The organism is Paenibacillus sp. SAFN-117 (assembly GCF_051966115.1).
Classification (GTDB): Bacteria; Bacillota; Bacilli; order Paenibacillales; family NBRC-103111; genus Paenibacillus_L; species Paenibacillus_L residui.
Genome location: NZ_JBQCLK010000001.1, coordinates 440150 through 458191 on the forward strand (window position 1 = coordinate 440150; position 18042 = coordinate 458191).

Below are 18042 nucleotides of genomic sequence, written 5' to 3' on the forward strand. Positions count from 1 at the left end.
CATCGATTGCACATTGCCCCCGTCATGCGGCCAGTGGCTCATCGATTGCACATTGCCCCCGTCATGCGGCCAGTGGCTCATCGATTGCACATTGCCTCCGTCATGCGGCCAGTGGCTCATCGATTGCACATTGCCCCCGTCATGCGGCCAGTGTCCTGCCGAATGTATATGACCGCCATCCTGCCAAGTTCCGGCCGGATTTTTATTCTCGGCCTTCCCTTTTTCCTGTACCGGGCTCACATTCGCCATAGGGCTAACGTTTGTCATCTGCACAGAATAAGGCTGAAGGCCCGGATAATCCGCATAGGAGGCATGATGATGCCCTTGGCATCCGCAATCGTGCTTACCCTTAGACTCGTAAGAATAAGGCGCATATTGCGGCTGCGGCAGTACATTCGGGTCAACTCCCGAAAGCTGCGGGAGGTTGGCATACTCATAAGGAGCGTTCAAGGCTGCCTCGTTAGACGTTGGCCAGGAGCTCCAGTCTTGATAAGGGCTCACTTGCGGCTCCACATTTGCATTCGCTTGAGCCCAGCCCGTATATTCCACGGCAGCTTCAACGGCAGGCACATTATACTGTTCAAACAAGTGCTCCGTATACATAATAGAAGGATATGAATGAGGAACCGATTCTTTCTCCAAGGGGGCAACCAAATTCACATTCTCCTCCAGAGCTTCCTGATGTATGTTTTCCTTAAACGGCAGAACGGACGGGTATGCTTTCTCCTCTTCCTTCTCTACCGCCACCTCTTTTATTTCTTCCAATTCCACGACTTCTTTCGGCTCGACCTTTTCCTTCAGAAGTTCTTGTACTTCTTTGGCCTCTTCTTTGATCTCTTCCTTAGCTTCCTTAACCTCTTCTTTAACTTCTTCGATCTCTTCCTTTACCTCCTCTGCCATCGGCAGAATTGGAGCTTCCGGCACAATCGGGGCCGTATTCTTCTTGTGCGGCGGTACAGGCATGGTCATTTCGGGCATAAGATTGGACTCCGCCATAGCATTCATCTCTGCCATCACATTCAGTTCCTGCAGTGAGGCTTCTCCAGGAACATTCGGTTGATTGCCCCCATCAGGATTCCACTTGGGGATATAAACCAATTGTCCGGTCATTAATATACTTGGATTTTTAAGCTGCGGATTGGCGTCAATCATAGCCTTGAGCGGAATTCCCCATTTTTTGGACAATTTCCACAAAGTATCCCCCTGCTTAACAATATGTTTATGTGCAATGTCGCTTTCGGGGGGTTCCATCGGTATGGAAGGGCTCGGAATTTTCACCTTCGTGCCGACATCAATTTTGTCCGGGTCTTCAATTTGCGGATTAAACTCGATCAATTTGTCGAGATCTACATTGTACTTCTTCGACAATTGATACAGCGATTCACCTTTCTTGACGATATGAATTTTCAAGCCTAAAACCTCCTTGTAATGTACGGAGCGAGCCGATGGCCTCAGGCCGACTTCTTCGGTAGCCGGTGTCTCCCGCTCCGCGCCTGGTGATTGAAGCTGGAATCAACCTGACCTTGCCCCCGGCACCTTCACCGTGCCCAGAAATGACATTACATTGTATGCAGGAAATAGGCTTTTGACATCCTTTACGCAAAAAAAACTCCCGCAAGACTAAACCGTCTCGCAGGAGCTTTGTACTTTATAAAAAATTATTCGTAAACTTTAACACCGTCAACTTCTACGATATTCCGGAACTCCTGAAGAAGACGGGTGGTGATCGGGCCTGCCTTTCCTTCACCGATGATGCGTGCGTCCACTTCCCGAACGGCAATCACTTCCGCTGCCGTACCCGTAAAGAACACTTCATCCGCGACATACACATCATGAAGGGTGAACGGTTCCTCTTTGACGGTGTACCCGATCTTTTGACAAATTTCAATAATCGCTGCCCGGGTAATTCCTTCCAGAGCTCCGCAATAGCATGGAGGAGTAAAGACGGTTCCACGCTTAACGATAAATATATTATCCGAGGAGCCTTCGGCTACATACCCTTGGGAATTGAGCATAATAGCCTCTCCGACCCCGGCCAAATTGGCCTGGATCTTAACCAGAATATTGTTCAAATAGTTCAACGATTTGATCTTCGGATTCAATGCATCCGGAACGTTGCGGCGAGTCGATACGGAAACGGTCTTCAAACCGTGAATGTATGCTTCCTCCGGATAGATGGAAAGCTGTTCAACGATAATGATGACGCTGGCTTTGGGCGAGCGCCGCGGGTCCAGACCGAGGTCCCCGGGACCGCGCGAAACGACAAGTCGGATATAGCCATCCTTCAATCCGTTCCTGCGAATGGTTTCCACTAAAGCTTGCTCCATCTCCGAGTACGTCAGGGGAATGTTGAGCATAATCGATTTGGCGGAATCGTACAATCGGTCCAGATGTTCTTTGCATTTAAAAATATTTCCGTTATAAATACGAATACCTTCGAAGATTCCGTCACCGTACAAAAAGCCGTGGTCATAAACGGATACGGTCGCTTCCTCTTTAGTTACATATTCCCCGTTTAGATAGATCCATTGTGACATGGATGACTACACCTCCATATGTGCTGTGTCAGAAGTTTCGTAATTATAGCTGGGATAAGAGCCCAGAATACGGACCTGGCAGCCCAGAGCCTCGATTTCCTCGATGGCTGCCGGCATCAGTACGGAATCCAAGGATCCTTCCGCATCGATATAGAAATAATAAGTTCCGAGCTTCAGCTTGGTCGGCCGCGATTCTATTTTGGACAAATTGATTCTCCTCCAGGCGAAAGCGGACAGCACTTGATGCAGGGCGCCCGGGTAATCTTCCGGAAGGGTTACAAGCAGAGTTGTCTTGTATTTATTTGCAACTTTGAGCGGCGGTGAAGAATTCCCCACCAGGATGAAGCGGGTGAAATTATTCTGGTGATCCGTAATGTTGGACGCCAGAAGCTCCAGTCCATACTGCTTAGCCGCCAGCTTCGTGCCGATCGCCGCGACAGCGGGGGAAGCCAACTCCCGAACTCTTCTTACTCCCTCCGCAGTGCTGCTGACAAATTCGAACTTGACCTCCGGCAGATGTGCCTGCAGGAAGTTACGGCATTGAGCGATAGCGACATCGATCGAAATGATTTTCTCAATTTCCGCAAGCCCGTTCTCCTGGGGTTGCTTGAAACCGATTAAATTCTGAATTGAGGGATAAATCCATTCCGCTTGGATCTGCAGGTCGCCAAGAACGAGCTGGTCAACATGCAGTTTGACGGAGCCGTCGATCGTGTTTTCAATCGGAATGACACTGACATCCGTGTGACCCGATACGGTAGCGTTATATACGTCCGATATAAAGCTGTATGGAATATATTCGTAAGACTCGTTATTGAAAAAATATTGTGCAGACTCTTGAGATACCGTTCCCTCGGGTCCAAGAAAGGCTATTTTGGTCACGCCCGGACCTCTCCTTTTTATCCTGTCGATCCTCTTTGGCCATTCCAACCTTAAAGTACATACTTACTGTCGGAATTCGCCAAAATATCGAGTTTTTTCTTCTGAATCTTAACACCTGCCATGCGAAATTGCAAGACAGCGGCCTGTTCCCCGGAAGCTAAACCGGTAGTTCATAGCCTGGCTTCCGGGCTGTTACGCACGTTATCCAGGAAGCTCCGCTGCTCATCGAAATGATTGAGTTCTTCAACCCCATGCAGGGCAGGCTTCAACCACATCGTCTGTGCCGGCACTCCCTCCCCTTGCAGCGTCGATAACAGAAAATGCTCCAGTTCGGAACGGCTTTCGCTCTCCGCGTCAACTAAAGCGAGAAGCGTAGGTCCTGCCCCGCTAAGAGCTACTCCTAATGCCCCATAATCCGTAGCCTTGTCCAGTATTGTCTTCATTCCCGGAATCAAGGAGGCACGGTAAGGCTGGTGAAGCGCATCCTTCATCGCATGGCGTATGACATCATATCGTCCGCTGCATAATGCAGCCACCAGCAAGGAAGTGTGGCTGACATTGAAGACGGCATCCTTCAGAGGAACCTGCTCAGGCAGAACCTTCCTCGCCTTGTCCGTAGACAGATGAAACTCCGGAATAGCGACGAGCACCTCTAGATTCGGCCGCGGTTCTATCCGGATATATTCCGCCCGCGAACCATCCCAATAGGCCGTTATAATGCCTCCGAACAAAGAAGCACCGACGTTGTCGGGATGCTTCTCCAAGGCACTGGACATCTGGAACAGCTTGTCATCCGAAAGCGGACTGCCGATCAGCCGGTTCGCCGCCGCCATCGCTCCGACGATAGCCGATGCGCTGCTGCCCAGACCGCGGGTAAGCGGGATCTCGCTGTAAACGGATATTTCCAATTCCGGGCATTCTACTCCCGCCTCCGCAAATACCATTTGTGCTACCTTATAAATCAAGTTGCTTTTATCGGTCGGCACCTGCTCCATATGATCTCCGTAGAGCTGAATCTCCGTGCGATCGGATGCCTTCATTTCGATCCAAGCATACAGGTTGAGGGCCATTCCGAGGCTGTCAAATCCCGGTCCGAGATTGGCGGTACTGGCGGGAACCTTGACGCGGACTTTTGCCTTGTTCATGTCGTTCACTCCGGTTTCTTATTACGATTCGAGCTTACGGATAGCTTCCATAACGGCCTGTTCGTTGTCTTCGACAACAAGCGGCTCCGATTCTACGCTCTTGATGGCGATATTCGGATCCTTAAGCCCATGTCCGGTCAGAACGCATACCACGGATTCTCCACCTGTAAAATAACCTTCCTTATTGAGCTTCATCACCCCGGCTATCGAAGCGGCCGAAGCCGGTTCGGCGAAAATTCCTTCCTTGGAGGCAATGGTTCGGTATGCGTGCAGAATTTCTTCATCCGTTACATAATTAATCTGCCCTCCGGACTCCTCGGCCGCATTAACGGCACCTGTCCAGCTCGCCGGGTTGCCGATCCGAATCGCCGTAGCTACCGTCTCCGGCTCGCGGATAGGCTCGCCTTTAACGATGGCCATGGCACCTTCGGCCTCAAAGCCGATCATCTTAGGCAGGGAAGAGGTTTTGCCAAGCTCATTGTATTCCTTGAATCCTTTCCAGTAAGCCGTAATGTTCCCGGCATTCCCTACCGGTATGGCCAGATAATCAGGCGCCTTGCCAAGCTGATCGCAAACCTCGAATGCGGCGGTTTTCTGACCTTCAATCCGATATGGATTTACGGAGTTAACCAATGTGATCGGATGCTTGGCCGTAATTTCCCGGACGATTTCCAGAGCACGGTCGAAGTTCCCTTCAATGGCGATTACCTTGGCGCCATAAATTATCGCCTGGGCCAGCTTGCCGAGAGCAATATTATTGTTAGGGATGAGGACGATACAGTTTAAATTGCCGCGTGCCGCATAGGCGGCTGCAGCAGCGGAAGTATTCCCCGTCGATGCGCACATAATCGTCCGGCTTCCTTCCTCCATTGCTTTGGCAACGGCCATAACCATGCCGCGGTCCTTGAAGGAACCGGTCGGATTAAGCCCCTCGTATTTGAAATAAACGTCCAAATCCAGCTCATCCGACAGCTTCTCCGCGCGAACGAGCGGAGTATTTCCCTCATGAAGAGTAATCATTGGGGTACGATCCGTTACGGGTAAATAAGCTTTGTAAGTTTCAAGCAATCCTAGATATCTCATCTTTTCAGACTCCTAATTATAAATTTATATCTTCTTCGGATATCAGCCTTCCACACGATACACGCTTTGCACTCTATCAATGCCGTCCAAAGTTTGGAAATCCTCAAGCACCTTCGTCATGCTCGCCTGGTTGGCGTCATGGGTAATAATAATCAGCTCCGCTTTCGGATTGTTCGGGTTCGGCTGCTGCAGCACCGACTCCAGGCTAACCTCATGCTGTGCGAATACTTTGGCAATTTTGGCAAGCACTCCGGGTTCGTCCTCCACATGGAGCAGCATAAAGTTTTTATAATCGACCTGTTCCGCCGTTCTGAGCTTCTTCTCTTTATACGGGGTAAAGACTCTGCGGCCGCTGACTCCCAGATTCCGGTTCTTGGCTACCGCCACCAGATCGGCCACAATCGAGGTGGCCGTAGGCAGCTCGCCGGCACCCGGCCCATAGAACATCGTCTCTCCCACAGCTTCGCCATATACATAGACAGCATTAAATACTCCGTTAACGGAGGCCAACGGATGGCTTCTGTTAACCATCGTAGGCTGTACCGTAACGCTGATCGAGTCATCCTTGCGTTCCGCTATTCCAAGAAGCTTCACTTCATACCCGAGCTTCTTCGCATACAGAATGTCCTCTTTCGAAATCGAGCTGATTCCCTTAACACTCACATCGTCCAGAGATACATTGACGTTAAAGCCCAGTGTGGCGAGAATCGTCATTTTCCTGGCGGCATCGAGCCCCTCCACATCGGATGTTGGGTCAGCCTCGGCATACCCCAGCTCCTGAGCTTCCTTCAGAACATCCTCGTAGGAAGCCCCTTCCTGGCTCATTTTGGTTAAAATATAATTGGTAGTGCCGTTCACAATTCCCATAATTTTCGTAATTCTGTCCGAGGCAAAGCCTTCCACCAGCGTACGGATAATGGGTATTCCCCCTGCCACGCTCGCTTCATAGAAGACATCGCAGCCGTTCTCCGCTGCCTTGGCGAGAATCTCCTGCCCGTGAAGAGCCATTAAATCCTTATTGGCGGTGACTACATGCTTGCCGCGGCTCAGGGCTTCAAGTATATAGGTTCTGGCGGGCTCAATTCCCCCCATAACCTCCACAACAACATCAATCTCTTCATGGTTGATAATCTCCCACGGATCCTCCGTAAGCTTATCCGGTCCGACAGTAATGCTTCTCTCCTTGCTGCGGTTCTTGACCAGAATCTTCTCTATGGTGAGAGAAGAACCCGTTTGCATGACCAAATCTTCCTGGTGTCCTTCCACAATCCGGACCACGCCCGTCCCTACCGTTCCCAAACCAAGCAATCCCGCTTTTATCGGCTTCATCCACTATTCCCCCATCTTCCAGTCTTTCTATTCTCGTGTATATATGCCCGGCCCTATTAGCTAGGCAAATGAAGCTACTGCAGGTCTGTCCGGAATTCCGGCACCCGCAAGGAAATACATCGCACTAAAATAAATCTGATCGCGGTTCTCTTGAATGGAGATTCCCGTCCATCCTGCTCTCGTATCCCGCCAATGAGTGGAAATCGTCCCGTTCCCGGTCTCCCGAACCGGTCGGACAAAGCTATCCCTGCCCGATGACGAGTGCTTTGCGAACCCCGTCCATATTATTCAAGGCTTCCAGCATGCCGCTAATCGGATCGTCCATTCGGGAAGTATCTACAGAAATAACGACGTTAGCCATCCCCTGCAGCGGGATGCTCTGATGAATAGTCAGCACATTCCCTTCCAGGCCGGCAATACAAGCCAGCACCTTGGACAAAATGCCTGAACGGTGCTCCAGATTCATGGAGACCGTCACAATTCTCTCCCTGTCCACCTTGTTCAAAGGATAGATGCCGTCTCTGTATTTATAGAAGGCGCTTCGACTGATCCCGACTTTATCGACAGCTTCATGGATCGTCTTCGCTTCGCCCCGGGCCAGCAGGTCCTTGGCCTCCATCGTTTTCAGAACGGCTTCCGGCAATATATCTTCTCTAACCAGATAAAAAGGCTCCCTTTCATTTCTAGCGGACATATTGCCAATCGTCCTCCCCATACATACTTTTGTTTCTATATAGTGGACATTATAACGGATACCCCGCTTGGTGGCAATAGGCAATTATTAACCGCGAGCATGTGCAAAAAGAAAAAACGCAGCCTCGCCTTCCCTCATGGAAAGGCGGTCTGCCTATTTCTTGGGGTCACGAGTTTCAATCGTGATTCCCAGGTGAGACTATTGTCTCTCCAGCCCAGCCCCTGTGGGCGGTTATCCCCTATAATCAGATTAAAGGCCGTCTTTACCCCTGCTCAACAAACTCGAACTCAAAATCTCCAATCCGGATAATGGTTCCGTCGGTAGCTCCGCGTTTGCGCAATTCATCGTCAACGCCCATCTTGCGCATAATACGGGCGAACCGCATCACCGCATCATGAGAGCCGAACTGGGTTCGTTTCAACAAGTTCTCAATAGTGGGACTTTCAACGACATAGACTTCGTTCTCCCGACGGATAGTGAAGCCTGTATCGGTCTTTTCTTCGTAACGGTAGATCTTCCGTTCTTCCGCTTCCGGCACTTCTTCCACATGCGGTGCGTCGGGAATGGCGTCCAATTGATCTGCCACCTTGTAGATCAGCTCCTGGATTCCTTCGCGCGTAGCTGCGGAGATAGGAAGCACTTCCTCGATTCCATGGTTCTCCAGCAGAAGCTGCCTAAAGCGCTGCAGCTTCTCTTCCGCCCCAGGAATATCCATTTTGCTGGCAACTACCAACTGCGGACGTTCCTCCAACTTGGCATTATAAAGCTTGATTTCCTCGTTGATCTTGAGCCAATCGTCATAGGGATCTCTTCCCTCTTCCTCAGTGACAGCCATGTCCACAACATGGACAATGATCCGGGTGCGCTCGATATGGCGCAGAAATTCATGGCCCAATCCCACACCTTGATGAGCGCCTTCAATCAGGCCCGGCAAATCCGCCATGACGAAGCTTCTTCCGTCCCCGACGTCCACCACTCCCAGATTGGGTGTCAGGGTAGTAAAGGGATAATCCGCAATTTTCGGCCGTGCGGCCGAAACGACGGAAAGCAGTGTGGATTTGCCCACGCTTGGAAAACCGACAAGCCCTACATCGGCCATCACCTTCAATTCAAGGATAACCCACCGTTCCTGGCCTTCCTCACCCTTCTCGGCAATTTCCGGGGCCGTATGCTTGGCGGTAACAAAGCGGGTATTTCCACGTCCCCCTCTTCCACCCTTGGCGACTACAACTTCTTGACCGTGTGTGGTAAGATCGGCGATGATCTCTTGAGTATCGTCATCGATAACGACCGTTCCCGGCGGCACCCTAACGATCATATCTTCCGCATTGGCGCCATGCATCGATTTATTCCTTCCTTTAACGCCGCGCGGAGCCTTGAAATGACGCTGATACCGAAAATCCATCAGCGTCCGCAGCCCTTCGTCCACGCGAAAGATGACGTCGCCTCCGCGTCCTCCGTCTCCACCCGCCGGACCGCCTTCGGGAACATATTTTTCCCTCCGGAAGGCAACTATTCCGTCTCCTCCATCGCCGCCTTTTACGTAAATCTTGGCCTTATCTACAAACATAAACGGTTCACCCCGAATTTCCTACATCTATAGTATAGATACGCACAGCTTGTTCTCATATCCGGCCCGCTGCATTCTTAAATCGGCAGGTAAGCACGACATGGTTCTGACCGATTTCCTCCTCTATGTAAACCCGGCTGTTATTCCGGCGTTTCTTCATCGCCGTCACAGCCTCTCCCAGCAGATCCTCGCGATAATTTCCGTCATAGACAAAGTCAAGCAGCAAGTCCGTGTCCTCCAGCCCTATTTCGATGCTTAGCCGGTTTGGTTCCCCGTCGCTCCCTTGCGCACAGCCGCAGAAACATTCCACGGTCTCCTTCAGCAGGGAGGTCACCCCGTCCTTCTCTACATTTAGCTGTGCCAGATTAATTTCCTGCTCAACGTTTACCTCCAATTCCAGCGGGCGCTTGTCCGCACGAAATGACATCAAATACGCGATTAACGAAGAAGAGCCCAACTTGGCCATGCAGCTTTCCTGATGCATTCTTGCTTTTATTTTATCCATATAAGGCTGCATACTATCAAATTTCTTGAGCTTCATTAAACCGAGCAGCACTTGAAAATCATTCATCCAATCATGCCGATGATGACTCACCGTCTGTATAAGCCGATCATCACAGGCCGCTTGCCGGCGGGCTTGCTCCAGCCTGAGGAAAGCATAACCGCTTACAACCAGCAGTGCAGCGAACGACCAGCGTGCAAAAAATGGCATCGCAAATGCAGCAAGACTTAATAATGAGGCAACAAAAATAACCAATGTCAATGCCTGCAGCAATTTCATCCGGCTCATGGCTTGCACCGTCCCCTATGGATTCCACATTGTTCAAGTATAGCATTTTCCTACTCGAACTGCATCCGCCTAACTTAAGAATGATCCGGCGAATGTCATGGGACACACTGTTCAGAGCGAAAAAAACTCCGGCAGAAGCTGCCGGAGTCTGTTCACCGTTGATTATCTTTCTACTGCTGCTGCTACAGGGGCAGCTTCAGCCGGGTAGACGCTCACTTTCTTGCGATCGCGGCCCCAGCGTTCAAACTTAACAACGCCTTCCACTTTCGCAAACAAAGTATCGTCGGAACCGATGCCGACATTCGTTCCCGGATGAATCTTGGTTCCGCGTTGGCGAACCAGGATGCTTCCTGCCGTTACCAATTGGCCGTCGGCACGCTTGACACCCAGACGCTTGGCAATGCTGTCACGTCCGTTCTTCGTGGAACCGACACCCTTCTTCGATGCGAACAACTGAAGATTTAACTTCAACATGTCTGTCTACCTCCTTTTCCCAATTTATTCTTAACCGTTATATAGGAACCGTATGATTGTTCAATGGATTTCAACGTGACCACCATAGCTTCCAGCAGCAGCTGAAGCTTCTCCTCTTGCTCCTGCGGGAGTCCGTCCGGAAAGCAGGCCGTAAGCCAGCCGCTCTTCATCTCGGTGTCCGGTGCAATGCCTAGCAACTCTTCAACGGCATTAATCGTTCCGATCGTTACGGCCGAAACACCGGCACAAACGATATCTTTGCCGGATTCGGCAAAGTCGGCATGTCCTTTCACAGAGAAGGATTCAATGGTCTCATCCGATGCCCGTCGCGTAATGATTACTTTAATCATCGGAAGGCTCCGGTTACGCTTGAATCTTTTCGATCACTACTTTAGTGTACGGTTGACGGTGTCCTTGCTTGCGGCGATAGTTCTTCTTAGCTTTGTACTTGTAAACGATCACTTTGCGGCCTTTGCCCTGCTTCTCCACTTTCGCGGAAACCGAAGCGCCGGATACGACCGGAGATCCGATCGAAACGCCTTTGTCTCCCGAAACGAGAAGAACACGGTCGAAAGTAACCACATCGCCTTCGTTAACATCCAGCTTCTCGATGTAAATAGCATCGCCTTCTTGAACCTTGTACTGCTTTCCGCCAGTTTCGATAATTGCGTACATTCGTTGCACCTCCTCATGTCTCAGACTCGCCATCGTCCAGGTGGCCTTGCCCTTGCGGAGCCCGGTCTCTTGATAACCCGACATGCGCGGTTACAGCATGCTGCTGCAACATACTGAATCATTCTATCATATTATATCCCGTAAATCAATTCAAAAAATTAACGATAGCCCATCGGGTGGCCGGAATTCTTCTGCCCATTCAGCCGAGGCGGGCAAGCACCTCTTCCAGCCCCATATCCTTCATGGAGCTCAGGCGCAAGTCATAATGTCCGAAGGTCAATTGCTCAGTCAGCTTGTTCGGAACAATGACACAACGCATATTAGCTCTGAAAGCAGCCAAAGCCCCATTAGGAGAATCTTCAAAGGCGACTGCCTGCCGCGGATTCACCCCCAAGGCATCCAGCACGTTGAGATAAAGCTCGGGATCGGGCTTAACGCGAACCGCATCATCATGCGTCCGGATACATTCAAAATACGGAACCAGCCCCAGCTCCTCCAAATTCGGCATCACCCAACTCGAAGGGGCGCTCGAGGCCAAGCCGATCCGTAATCCCATCCTCTGTGCGGCTTGCAAATAATCCTCCACCCCGGGTCTGGTCTTCTCCGTATGAATAAGTTCAGCATAGATTTCTCTCCGGCGTTCTCTCAGACGTTCTCGTTCCAGCGTCCTGCCGATGGAAGATTCCAGGTAGGAGTATGGGCAGAAGGTATCCGTATCCCCGCCGATTCTGCTGCTGTATAATTCAAGGGGCAGCTCTACCCCATATTCGCCAAGCAGATTAACAAATGAATAGTATTCATACGTTTCCGTATCTCGGATCAGCCCGTCAAAATCGAAAACAACCGCTCGGATCATCCATGTCTCTCCTTCCCTAAAAAAGAGATGTATTATTTTATTACGTTATCACTTTACCATATTAAAATAATATCATATTATTTACCTTTGGCAACCTTCTTGCTCCATATAATCCCTTTTTTTCTAAGTCCTTTTGTTTCTCAATACCCGGGAAGTCTTTCCTACCTGGATCAACGGGCCCATGCCTTTCCTTTCGAGGAGGCACAATAGACCTACGCCTTTCTTTTTTCAACATCAGGCAGCCTTTTATGATAAATGTAAAATAACTCCATTTTACGAACTTTGTTTTTGGCCAAAGCCTGCAAAAGTGCATCCTTTTGGACGAATTGATTCCGTGTCCGCTGCAAAGCCTGCGAATCTGCATCTTTCTTCTCGTTTAAAGGGAGTTCGGGTTGATCTTATAGGTAAATTCGTGCATTTTCGCAGGCTTTTCCCCATAATGTTCTGAATCGATTCATAATAACTGCATAATCGCAGCAATTTATCTTCCGCCTATGAGGTAGTTGTGAAGTTTCGTTCGTTTCGTTATCTGAAGCATAAGAGACTCTCTTCGATCTTGATAGAATTTTGGTCAGGTTCGACCTGTTAAACATAGCAGTATCTTTTTCTTATCTTCGCCGTCATCACAAGTTTATTTAAGTGCGAAAGTAGCTGAGTTATAAATATAATGTAGATTATAGAACGTATTTCTTTATATTATCGTCTGAAAGGGGTATGCAGGATGAAAGAGTATGTAGGGGCTTGTGTCCGGTGCGGGGTAAAAATTTATTGCATGGACGGTTTTCTAAACGGCACGGTAGCCGAAAACGGGGAATTGTACTGCTTTGAATGTCACGATAAGCGGCTGGAGAACACGGAAAAATCGTCAAGGAGCTCAGAGGATTCGGAAGTTAACAACTCTTGAACAAAATGTAAAACTTATCATTGCGAAGAGAGACAGAAGGGCATACGGGGCGGCTAAAAGTCGGCTTCCCTATGGATTGCTAGGTGTGGCCTTCAGGAGTCTGGCAGCAAATAACACAGACGCCCCTACCCGCATTCCGCCTCGCGACGGGACACCCTCCTCTTGCTCTTGGCCAACGATAGACGCCCGCCAGCCCTCCCTATACCGCCAGAGATCGTAAAGACAGGCCGTGGAGAAACTGCAGGTCTTTTGGAGAGAAACGCGTGCAACGCCTTATTCTAAAGCAATAGTGCAGGTCTTTTTGGGTAAAAGTCGCCACATGCCTGATTCTAAAGCGATAATGCAGGTCTTTGGAGCGATTTTTTGCGAAATGGCCCCATTTCGTCCAAAAGACCTGCACATTTGAGCGTCTTTCGCTCTCTTTTTGGAAAAAGGGAGGAATTTAATGTACTATTGCTCGTCTTTACTTAGCAACTGCGTTTGCCATCGGCTTTGCAACAGCTTGCTTGCTATCGGCTCTGCAACGGCGCTGCGATCGGCTTGTAACGGCGCTGCAATCGACTTGTAACGGCTTCGCAATCGGCTTTCAACCGTCATTTGAACGTCCCCTGCCCGTCCTTACTTTGCAATAGCTTTTGCTATCCCGAAGGACAAAGAGTATATCTAGCCCTCCCTGGACAGCAACCTCCCACTGCCTCCACATACCGGGCACCGGCTATTATCATCAATCGCCGGCCGGCTCCTCTGACGGGTCAATTCGAACAGCCCCAGCCTCGTCCAGCCAACCAGATTCGTCCGGGCCCGATCGCCGAGAACCTCTTCTTCCAGCACTTCCTGCACGCCTCTTCGGTGCTCTTCCTCCTCCATATCTATAAAGTCAATCAGAATGATGCCTCCAAGATCCCGAAAACGGATTAAGCGGGCGATCAAACTCGCAGCTTCTCTATTTACGACATAAGCCGTCCGTTCCAGGTTGTCCTGTCCGGTATACTTGCCCGTGTTCACGTCGATGACCGTTAAGGCTTCCGTCCGATCGACAACGATGTATCCTCCGCAATGGAGCCAGATTTGACGCCGGGACATTGCTTCCAGCTCCGCTGAAATCCCGTATGCTTCAAAAAGCGGGGTCCGATCCGAATATATCCGGACTCTCTCCGTCAGCTCCGGCGCCATATCGTCGAGCATCGCCTTAATTTCCGCACCGACCTGAGGCTCGTCCACCACCCACTCGTCCACTCTCTCGTTAAATAAATCCCTGACCAGTCTGGGAAGCAGAGACAGGTCCCGGTACAGCAATGCGGGAGCTGTGCTGCATTCCGCTTTCCTCAAGATCGAGGACCACACATCCTTCAGCCATTGGAAATCTTGCTCAAGAACTTCCGATGATTGCCCCTCCGCCAATGTCCGCACAATGATGCCGTCGCCCGGCTCACGAAGGGCTTCCGCCAATTGCCGGAGGCGGGTCTTTTCCTCCGGACAGTTAATTTTTCTCGAGGTAGCTACGTAATCCGCTTCCGGAAGGAAGACGAGCCAGCGCCCCGGAATGGTGCAGTGAGTCGTTACCCGCGCCCCCTTGGAACCGACAGGCTCCTTCTTCACTTGCACGATGACCTCCTGCCCTTCCTTCACCAAATCGCGAATCGACGGTTTGTGCTCAGGCTGCTTCTCCAAGTGGGCTGGCAGCAGATCATCAATGTATAAATAAGCGTTCTTGTCCAAGCCGATATCGACGAATGCCGCCTGAAGGCCGGGAACAACGTTGACAACTTTTCCTTTATAAACATTGCCCGCCTTCTCAATCTCGGATGGACGTTCCGTATAATATTCCGTCATTTTTCCGTTTTCCATGACAACGATTTTGCATAATCCTTGCTTATTCTGAACTAAAACTTGTTTCAAAAAATCACCTCTGCCCTTAACCGCTAAGCTCCATTTTACACGAATAAGTCGGATACCGCATCGTTCCTTTTTTTCCCGCTAAAATAAACATCGATCAGCCTTTGTTCCGGAACGACATGCCTGATCGACCCTTGATCCCCCATAATATAGATCAAATGATACTGTTCCCTCATCAACAGACGCATGATTTCCGTTACCCGATGCCCCCCCGAGACGATAATGGGTTGTGCTATGGTCCCCCTTATCCAGCTAGTGGCAAAACGATCATGGCGGCTCATCAGAAATCTTACGAATTGAAAAGGAAGGTGCCGGTAACCGTACCAATTGGAATAGAGAAGGAATAAGCCGATGACCAGCAAATTCAAATGGACCCCTCCTCCGTTCCAAGGGAAGACCGAAGCCGCAACGAGGCCGAAACTCATGATTAAGCTGATCCACGTCGTGAGCAATAAAGTGCGGTGATAAGGCAGGAAGTAGCTTAGCACGGCCTGTAAAATTTTGCCCCCGTCCAAAGGAAGAATCGGCAGCAGATTAAAGGCGCCTATCCATAAATTCGCCTGTATGAAATATATCCACCACTCGGGGTCAGCCCATCCGGTCGCAAGCACCAACAGAGCAAAGGCCGCCATCCACAAATTTTGCAAGGGGCCGGCTAACGCCACTATCAGATCTTCTCTGGCGGGAACGTTGCCGCTTTCTTCAACAACCGCCACTCCGCCGAACGGGAGCAGTTGAACCTCAGTGACGTTCCATCCGAAGCTTTTCGCCGTAAAAACATGTCCAAGCTCATGAATGAGCACAATGCCGAACAAGGTGATCAATTCCACAAAATACCCTGTAAACAGGGACAGAAGCATCATCAGGACAAACAGAGGATGAAAGCGGTAGCGCGTTCCCAGCCACTTAATCAAAGGCTACCACTTCCGTAGGATCAATCGATTCCTCGTCCTTCTTCACCGCAAAATATAACTGCTCCGCCCAGCGTCCGGTTCCCGATCTCGTTTTTCCAAGCAGCTCCCCGCCCTCAATCCAATCATTCTCTTCCCACAAGTTCGCCTTTAAATATCCGTATGTGGACTGCAATCCGTTAGCATGGCGGATGACTACCGTGTATCCGGTATCCTCCAAATAACCCGCAAATTCTACTCTCCCCGTATCCATCGCATAGACCGGAGCTTCCCCTGACGTCTGAATGACAACCCACGGCTGATCCGCCGAGAAGGAAGAGACTAGCGTTCCCTGAACGGGAACCGTGAAATGCTTGAGCTGCGGAGAATCCGCCCTATGCGCTTCCTGCTCCTTCTTCCCGCGAAAAGCAGGCAGGAAAGAGGGGGCTCCGCCGAAGGTGCGCTCATACCAGCCGGCCAGGGCGGTGAAAGGCATGTCCTGTGTCAAAGCAGCCCCAACCCATTGTCTGCCCTGATAAGCCCATGGATGCTCAAGCCGGAACATGCCCCATACCAGCATGAAGCCAAGGATACTGGCGAGCAGCTTCAACCAGATAGCCCTGGTGCTCGGGACTAAGCGGTTCCCTCCCGATCCTCCTTGCTCCGAATCATCGCTTGATCGGTGACCGGAGGAACTCAGCCATTGCTTTTGCTTCATTTTCCACACAAATTCCGGATCGGACCACCGTTCATCCGCGGCCGTTGGAGGTTCGGCTTCAGGGGGAGAAATCCTGGGCATTGGTTCTGCCCGATGATCATTCTGAAGCGATTTGATTCGCTCTTGCCTGCGCTGGCGTACATTGGCTTTCACTTCCACCGTTTACCCCTCCCGATTACGAGGCAGTTCAACAAGTCCCATTAGACAAGTCATTCAGGCGCTGCAACCAACTGCAGTTGGAGCCTATTCAGATCAAAATTTCGGCTGATGCCGCTTAAGATCATTAACGGGAACCTGTTGAACTCACACAGCTTGTTTACTTCATCCTATGAGGGGCAAGGAGTATTTATGTATAGGGCTTATCCGCAAGAAAATAAGGGGTAAAAAAATAAGCCCTGTCTTCCGCATCCCCTGCAGGGAATGGCGAAAGCGAGAGCTTAGGTCAGGCCAAGTCTTCCTCCGGTTCCTGATGAATTTGTACGCTCATGACTATGGCTATGGAGACCATATTGATCAGAAGCGAGGTTCCCCCGTAGCTGATAAAAGGGAGCGTAATTCCCGTAACGGGCAGCAAGCCAAACCACATTCCGATGTTCTGGAAAATCTGGAACACATACATCGAGACTATCCCGATGACGATAAATGACCCTCGGCGGTCGCTCGACTTCAGTGCGATCAGAATCATTCGGTAGAGGAAGCTGAACAGCAGCATAAGCAGCACCGCAGACCCGACAAAGCCGAACTCCTCCGCCACCACTACGAAAATGGCATCGGAATAGGCAACGGGAACAAAATTATTATGAATGGAATCTCCTTTCAGATAACCGTCCCCGAGCAAGGAGCCGGAACCGATGGCAATCTGTGCCCTTTCCAGATGAAAGCGGGCGTCCTTATCGGCTTGCTCCGGGTTAAGGAACGTATCGATCCTTTTGACCCAGTGCCCTTTATTGTTAGCCTGCAGGTAGGCCTCGATGGAATCGTGGTAATGCTGGTACAAATAGTAAAAGCTGCCGACGATTACGGCTACAATGATCGCGCCGATCGCAACGTGCTTGAATTGTACGTTGCCGATCCAGAGCATACCGAGCAGAATGGCGATATATATAACCGCATTGCCGAGATCCGGCTGCTCGAAAACGAGAATGAACGGTACGAAAACGATCAGGCCGATCGGGATGACATCCTTCCCCAAACGTAGCGGTTCGCCTTCTCTCATACTCATGAAGGAGGCGATCACCATAATGAGAGCCAGCTTCATAAATTCAGCGGGCTGAAAGTCAAAGCCTCCCAGTTGATACCAGCCGATGGCACCTTCCCGTACGACCCCGAATTTGTACAAGCCAAGAAGCAGTATAATTCCTAACCCATAGGCGTACCAAGAAAGCTTTAGCAGTATCCGGTAATCCAGAAGCGAGATAACAAGGAAAAGGAAAAATCCTAAAGCGTAGTAGATAAAGTTCTTGATATGGAAATTAAAATTAGCATACTTGGGCACATCTACCGTTGCGCTATAAATGAGGAGCGAGCTGACAATCATGAAGACACCCAGGATGAGAACTATGTACCAATCGATCCTCTTTAATTTAGCGAGCACAACTA

19 protein-coding genes and 1 other annotated feature are annotated in these 18042 nt (G+C 50.3%); of the genes, 1 reads left to right on the forward strand and 18 read right to left on the reverse strand.

The annotated features are described in order from the left end of the window. The 13 genes from ACTHRH_RS01860 to ACTHRH_RS01920 all read right to left on the reverse strand — a co-directional run. The coding region (locus tag ACTHRH_RS01860) for a LysM peptidoglycan-binding domain-containing protein (RefSeq protein WP_440413800.1) at positions 1–1410 on the reverse strand (1410 nt) is incomplete at its 3' end. Positions 1411–1658: 248 nt separating this feature from the next. Next, on the reverse strand, positions 1659–2537 hold the full coding sequence (gene ilvE / locus ACTHRH_RS01865; protein WP_144935973.1) for a branched-chain-amino-acid transaminase: 879 nt from the start codon (positions 2535–2537) through the stop codon (positions 1659–1661). Positions 2538–2543: 6 nt separating this feature from the next. Further along, a complete protein-coding gene (pheA, locus tag ACTHRH_RS01870) occupies positions 2544–3419 on the reverse strand; it encodes a prephenate dehydratase (RefSeq protein WP_144935970.1) in 876 nt (291 codons plus the stop codon). A gap of 170 nt (positions 3420–3589) precedes the next feature. Further along, a complete protein-coding gene (gene thrB / locus ACTHRH_RS01875; RefSeq protein ID WP_144935967.1) occupies positions 3590–4564 on the reverse strand; it encodes a homoserine kinase in 975 nt (324 codons plus the stop codon). Positions 4565–4585: 21 nt separating this feature from the next. After that, positions 4586–5647 (reverse strand): threonine synthase, encoded by a 1062-nt coding sequence (gene thrC, locus ACTHRH_RS01880; RefSeq protein ID WP_379290140.1) that lies wholly within the window; start codon positions 5645–5647, stop codon positions 4586–4588. Positions 5648–5689: 42 nt separating this feature from the next. Next, positions 5690–6976, reverse strand: coding sequence for a homoserine dehydrogenase (locus ACTHRH_RS01885; RefSeq protein WP_144935962.1), 1287 nt, complete (start codon positions 6974–6976; stop codon positions 5690–5692). 241 nt (positions 6977–7217) lie between these two features. After that, complete coding sequence (locus ACTHRH_RS01890; protein WP_144935959.1) at positions 7218–7670, reverse strand: ACT domain-containing protein; 453 nt, start codon at positions 7668–7670, stop codon at positions 7218–7220. A gap of 262 nt (positions 7671–7932) precedes the next feature. Next, complete coding sequence (gene obgE / locus ACTHRH_RS01895; RefSeq protein WP_144935957.1) at positions 7933–9240, reverse strand: GTPase ObgE; 1308 nt, start codon at positions 9238–9240, stop codon at positions 7933–7935. A 55-nt stretch (positions 9241–9295) separates the two neighbouring features. After that, the gene (locus tag ACTHRH_RS01900; RefSeq protein WP_440413804.1) at positions 9296–10030 is read right to left on the reverse strand and encodes a Spo0B domain-containing protein; all 735 of its coding nucleotides are present in this window, start codon (positions 10028–10030) and stop codon (positions 9296–9298) included. 162 nt (positions 10031–10192) lie between these two features. Then, on the reverse strand, positions 10193–10504 hold the full coding sequence (gene rpmA / locus ACTHRH_RS01905) for a 50S ribosomal protein L27 (RefSeq protein ID WP_144935952.1): 312 nt from the start codon (positions 10502–10504) through the stop codon (positions 10193–10195). Then, positions 10498–10854, reverse strand: a complete 357-nt coding sequence (locus ACTHRH_RS01910) for a ribosomal-processing cysteine protease Prp (RefSeq protein ID WP_144935949.1) — start codon at positions 10852–10854, stop codon at positions 10498–10500. Before ACTHRH_RS01910 ends, rpmA begins: the two co-directional genes overlap by 7 nt. Before the next feature lie 13 nt (positions 10855–10867). Then, positions 10868–11179 (reverse strand): 50S ribosomal protein L21, encoded by a 312-nt coding sequence (gene rplU / locus ACTHRH_RS01915; protein WP_144935946.1) that lies wholly within the window; start codon positions 11177–11179, stop codon positions 10868–10870. A 12-nt stretch (positions 11180–11191) separates the two neighbouring features. Beyond that, positions 11192–11281: a sequence feature (ribosomal protein L21 leader region), on the reverse strand. Positions 11282–11378: 97 nt separating this feature from the next. Continuing rightward, a complete protein-coding gene (locus tag ACTHRH_RS01920; protein ID WP_440413807.1) occupies positions 11379–12035 on the reverse strand; it encodes an HAD family hydrolase in 657 nt (218 codons plus the stop codon). A gap of 721 nt (positions 12036–12756) precedes the next feature. On the opposite strand from ACTHRH_RS01920, the gene ACTHRH_RS01925 reads away from it, so the two are divergent. Further along, positions 12757–12939 (forward strand): hypothetical protein, encoded by a 183-nt coding sequence (locus ACTHRH_RS01925; protein WP_150959654.1) that lies wholly within the window; start codon positions 12757–12759, stop codon positions 12937–12939. Positions 12940–13389: 450 nt separating this feature from the next. On the opposite strand, the gene ACTHRH_RS01930 is transcribed toward ACTHRH_RS01925, so the two are convergent. From ACTHRH_RS01930 to ACTHRH_RS01950, 5 genes are all read right to left on the reverse strand, one after another. Then, the gene (locus ACTHRH_RS01930) at positions 13390–13536 is read right to left on the reverse strand and encodes a hypothetical protein (protein ID WP_186328396.1); all 147 of its coding nucleotides are present in this window, start codon (positions 13534–13536) and stop codon (positions 13390–13392) included. A 66-nt stretch (positions 13537–13602) separates the two neighbouring features. After that, on the reverse strand, positions 13603–14838 hold the full coding sequence (locus ACTHRH_RS01935; protein ID WP_260982131.1) for an Rne/Rng family ribonuclease: 1236 nt from the start codon (positions 14836–14838) through the stop codon (positions 13603–13605). A 35-nt stretch (positions 14839–14873) separates the two neighbouring features. After that, a complete protein-coding gene (locus ACTHRH_RS01940; RefSeq protein WP_225312617.1) occupies positions 14874–15749 on the reverse strand; it encodes a M50 family metallopeptidase in 876 nt (291 codons plus the stop codon). Next, on the reverse strand, positions 15742–16602 hold the full coding sequence (locus ACTHRH_RS01945) for a M23 family metallopeptidase (RefSeq protein ID WP_379290151.1): 861 nt from the start codon (positions 16600–16602) through the stop codon (positions 15742–15744). The genes ACTHRH_RS01940 and ACTHRH_RS01945 overlap by 8 nt, the downstream gene beginning before the upstream one ends. 283 nt (positions 16603–16885) lie before the next feature. Then, entirely contained in the window at positions 16886–18037 is a 1152-nt protein-coding gene (locus tag ACTHRH_RS01950; RefSeq protein ID WP_150959656.1) for an FtsW/RodA/SpoVE family cell cycle protein, read from the reverse strand. Positions 18038–18042 lie beyond the last annotated feature (5 nt).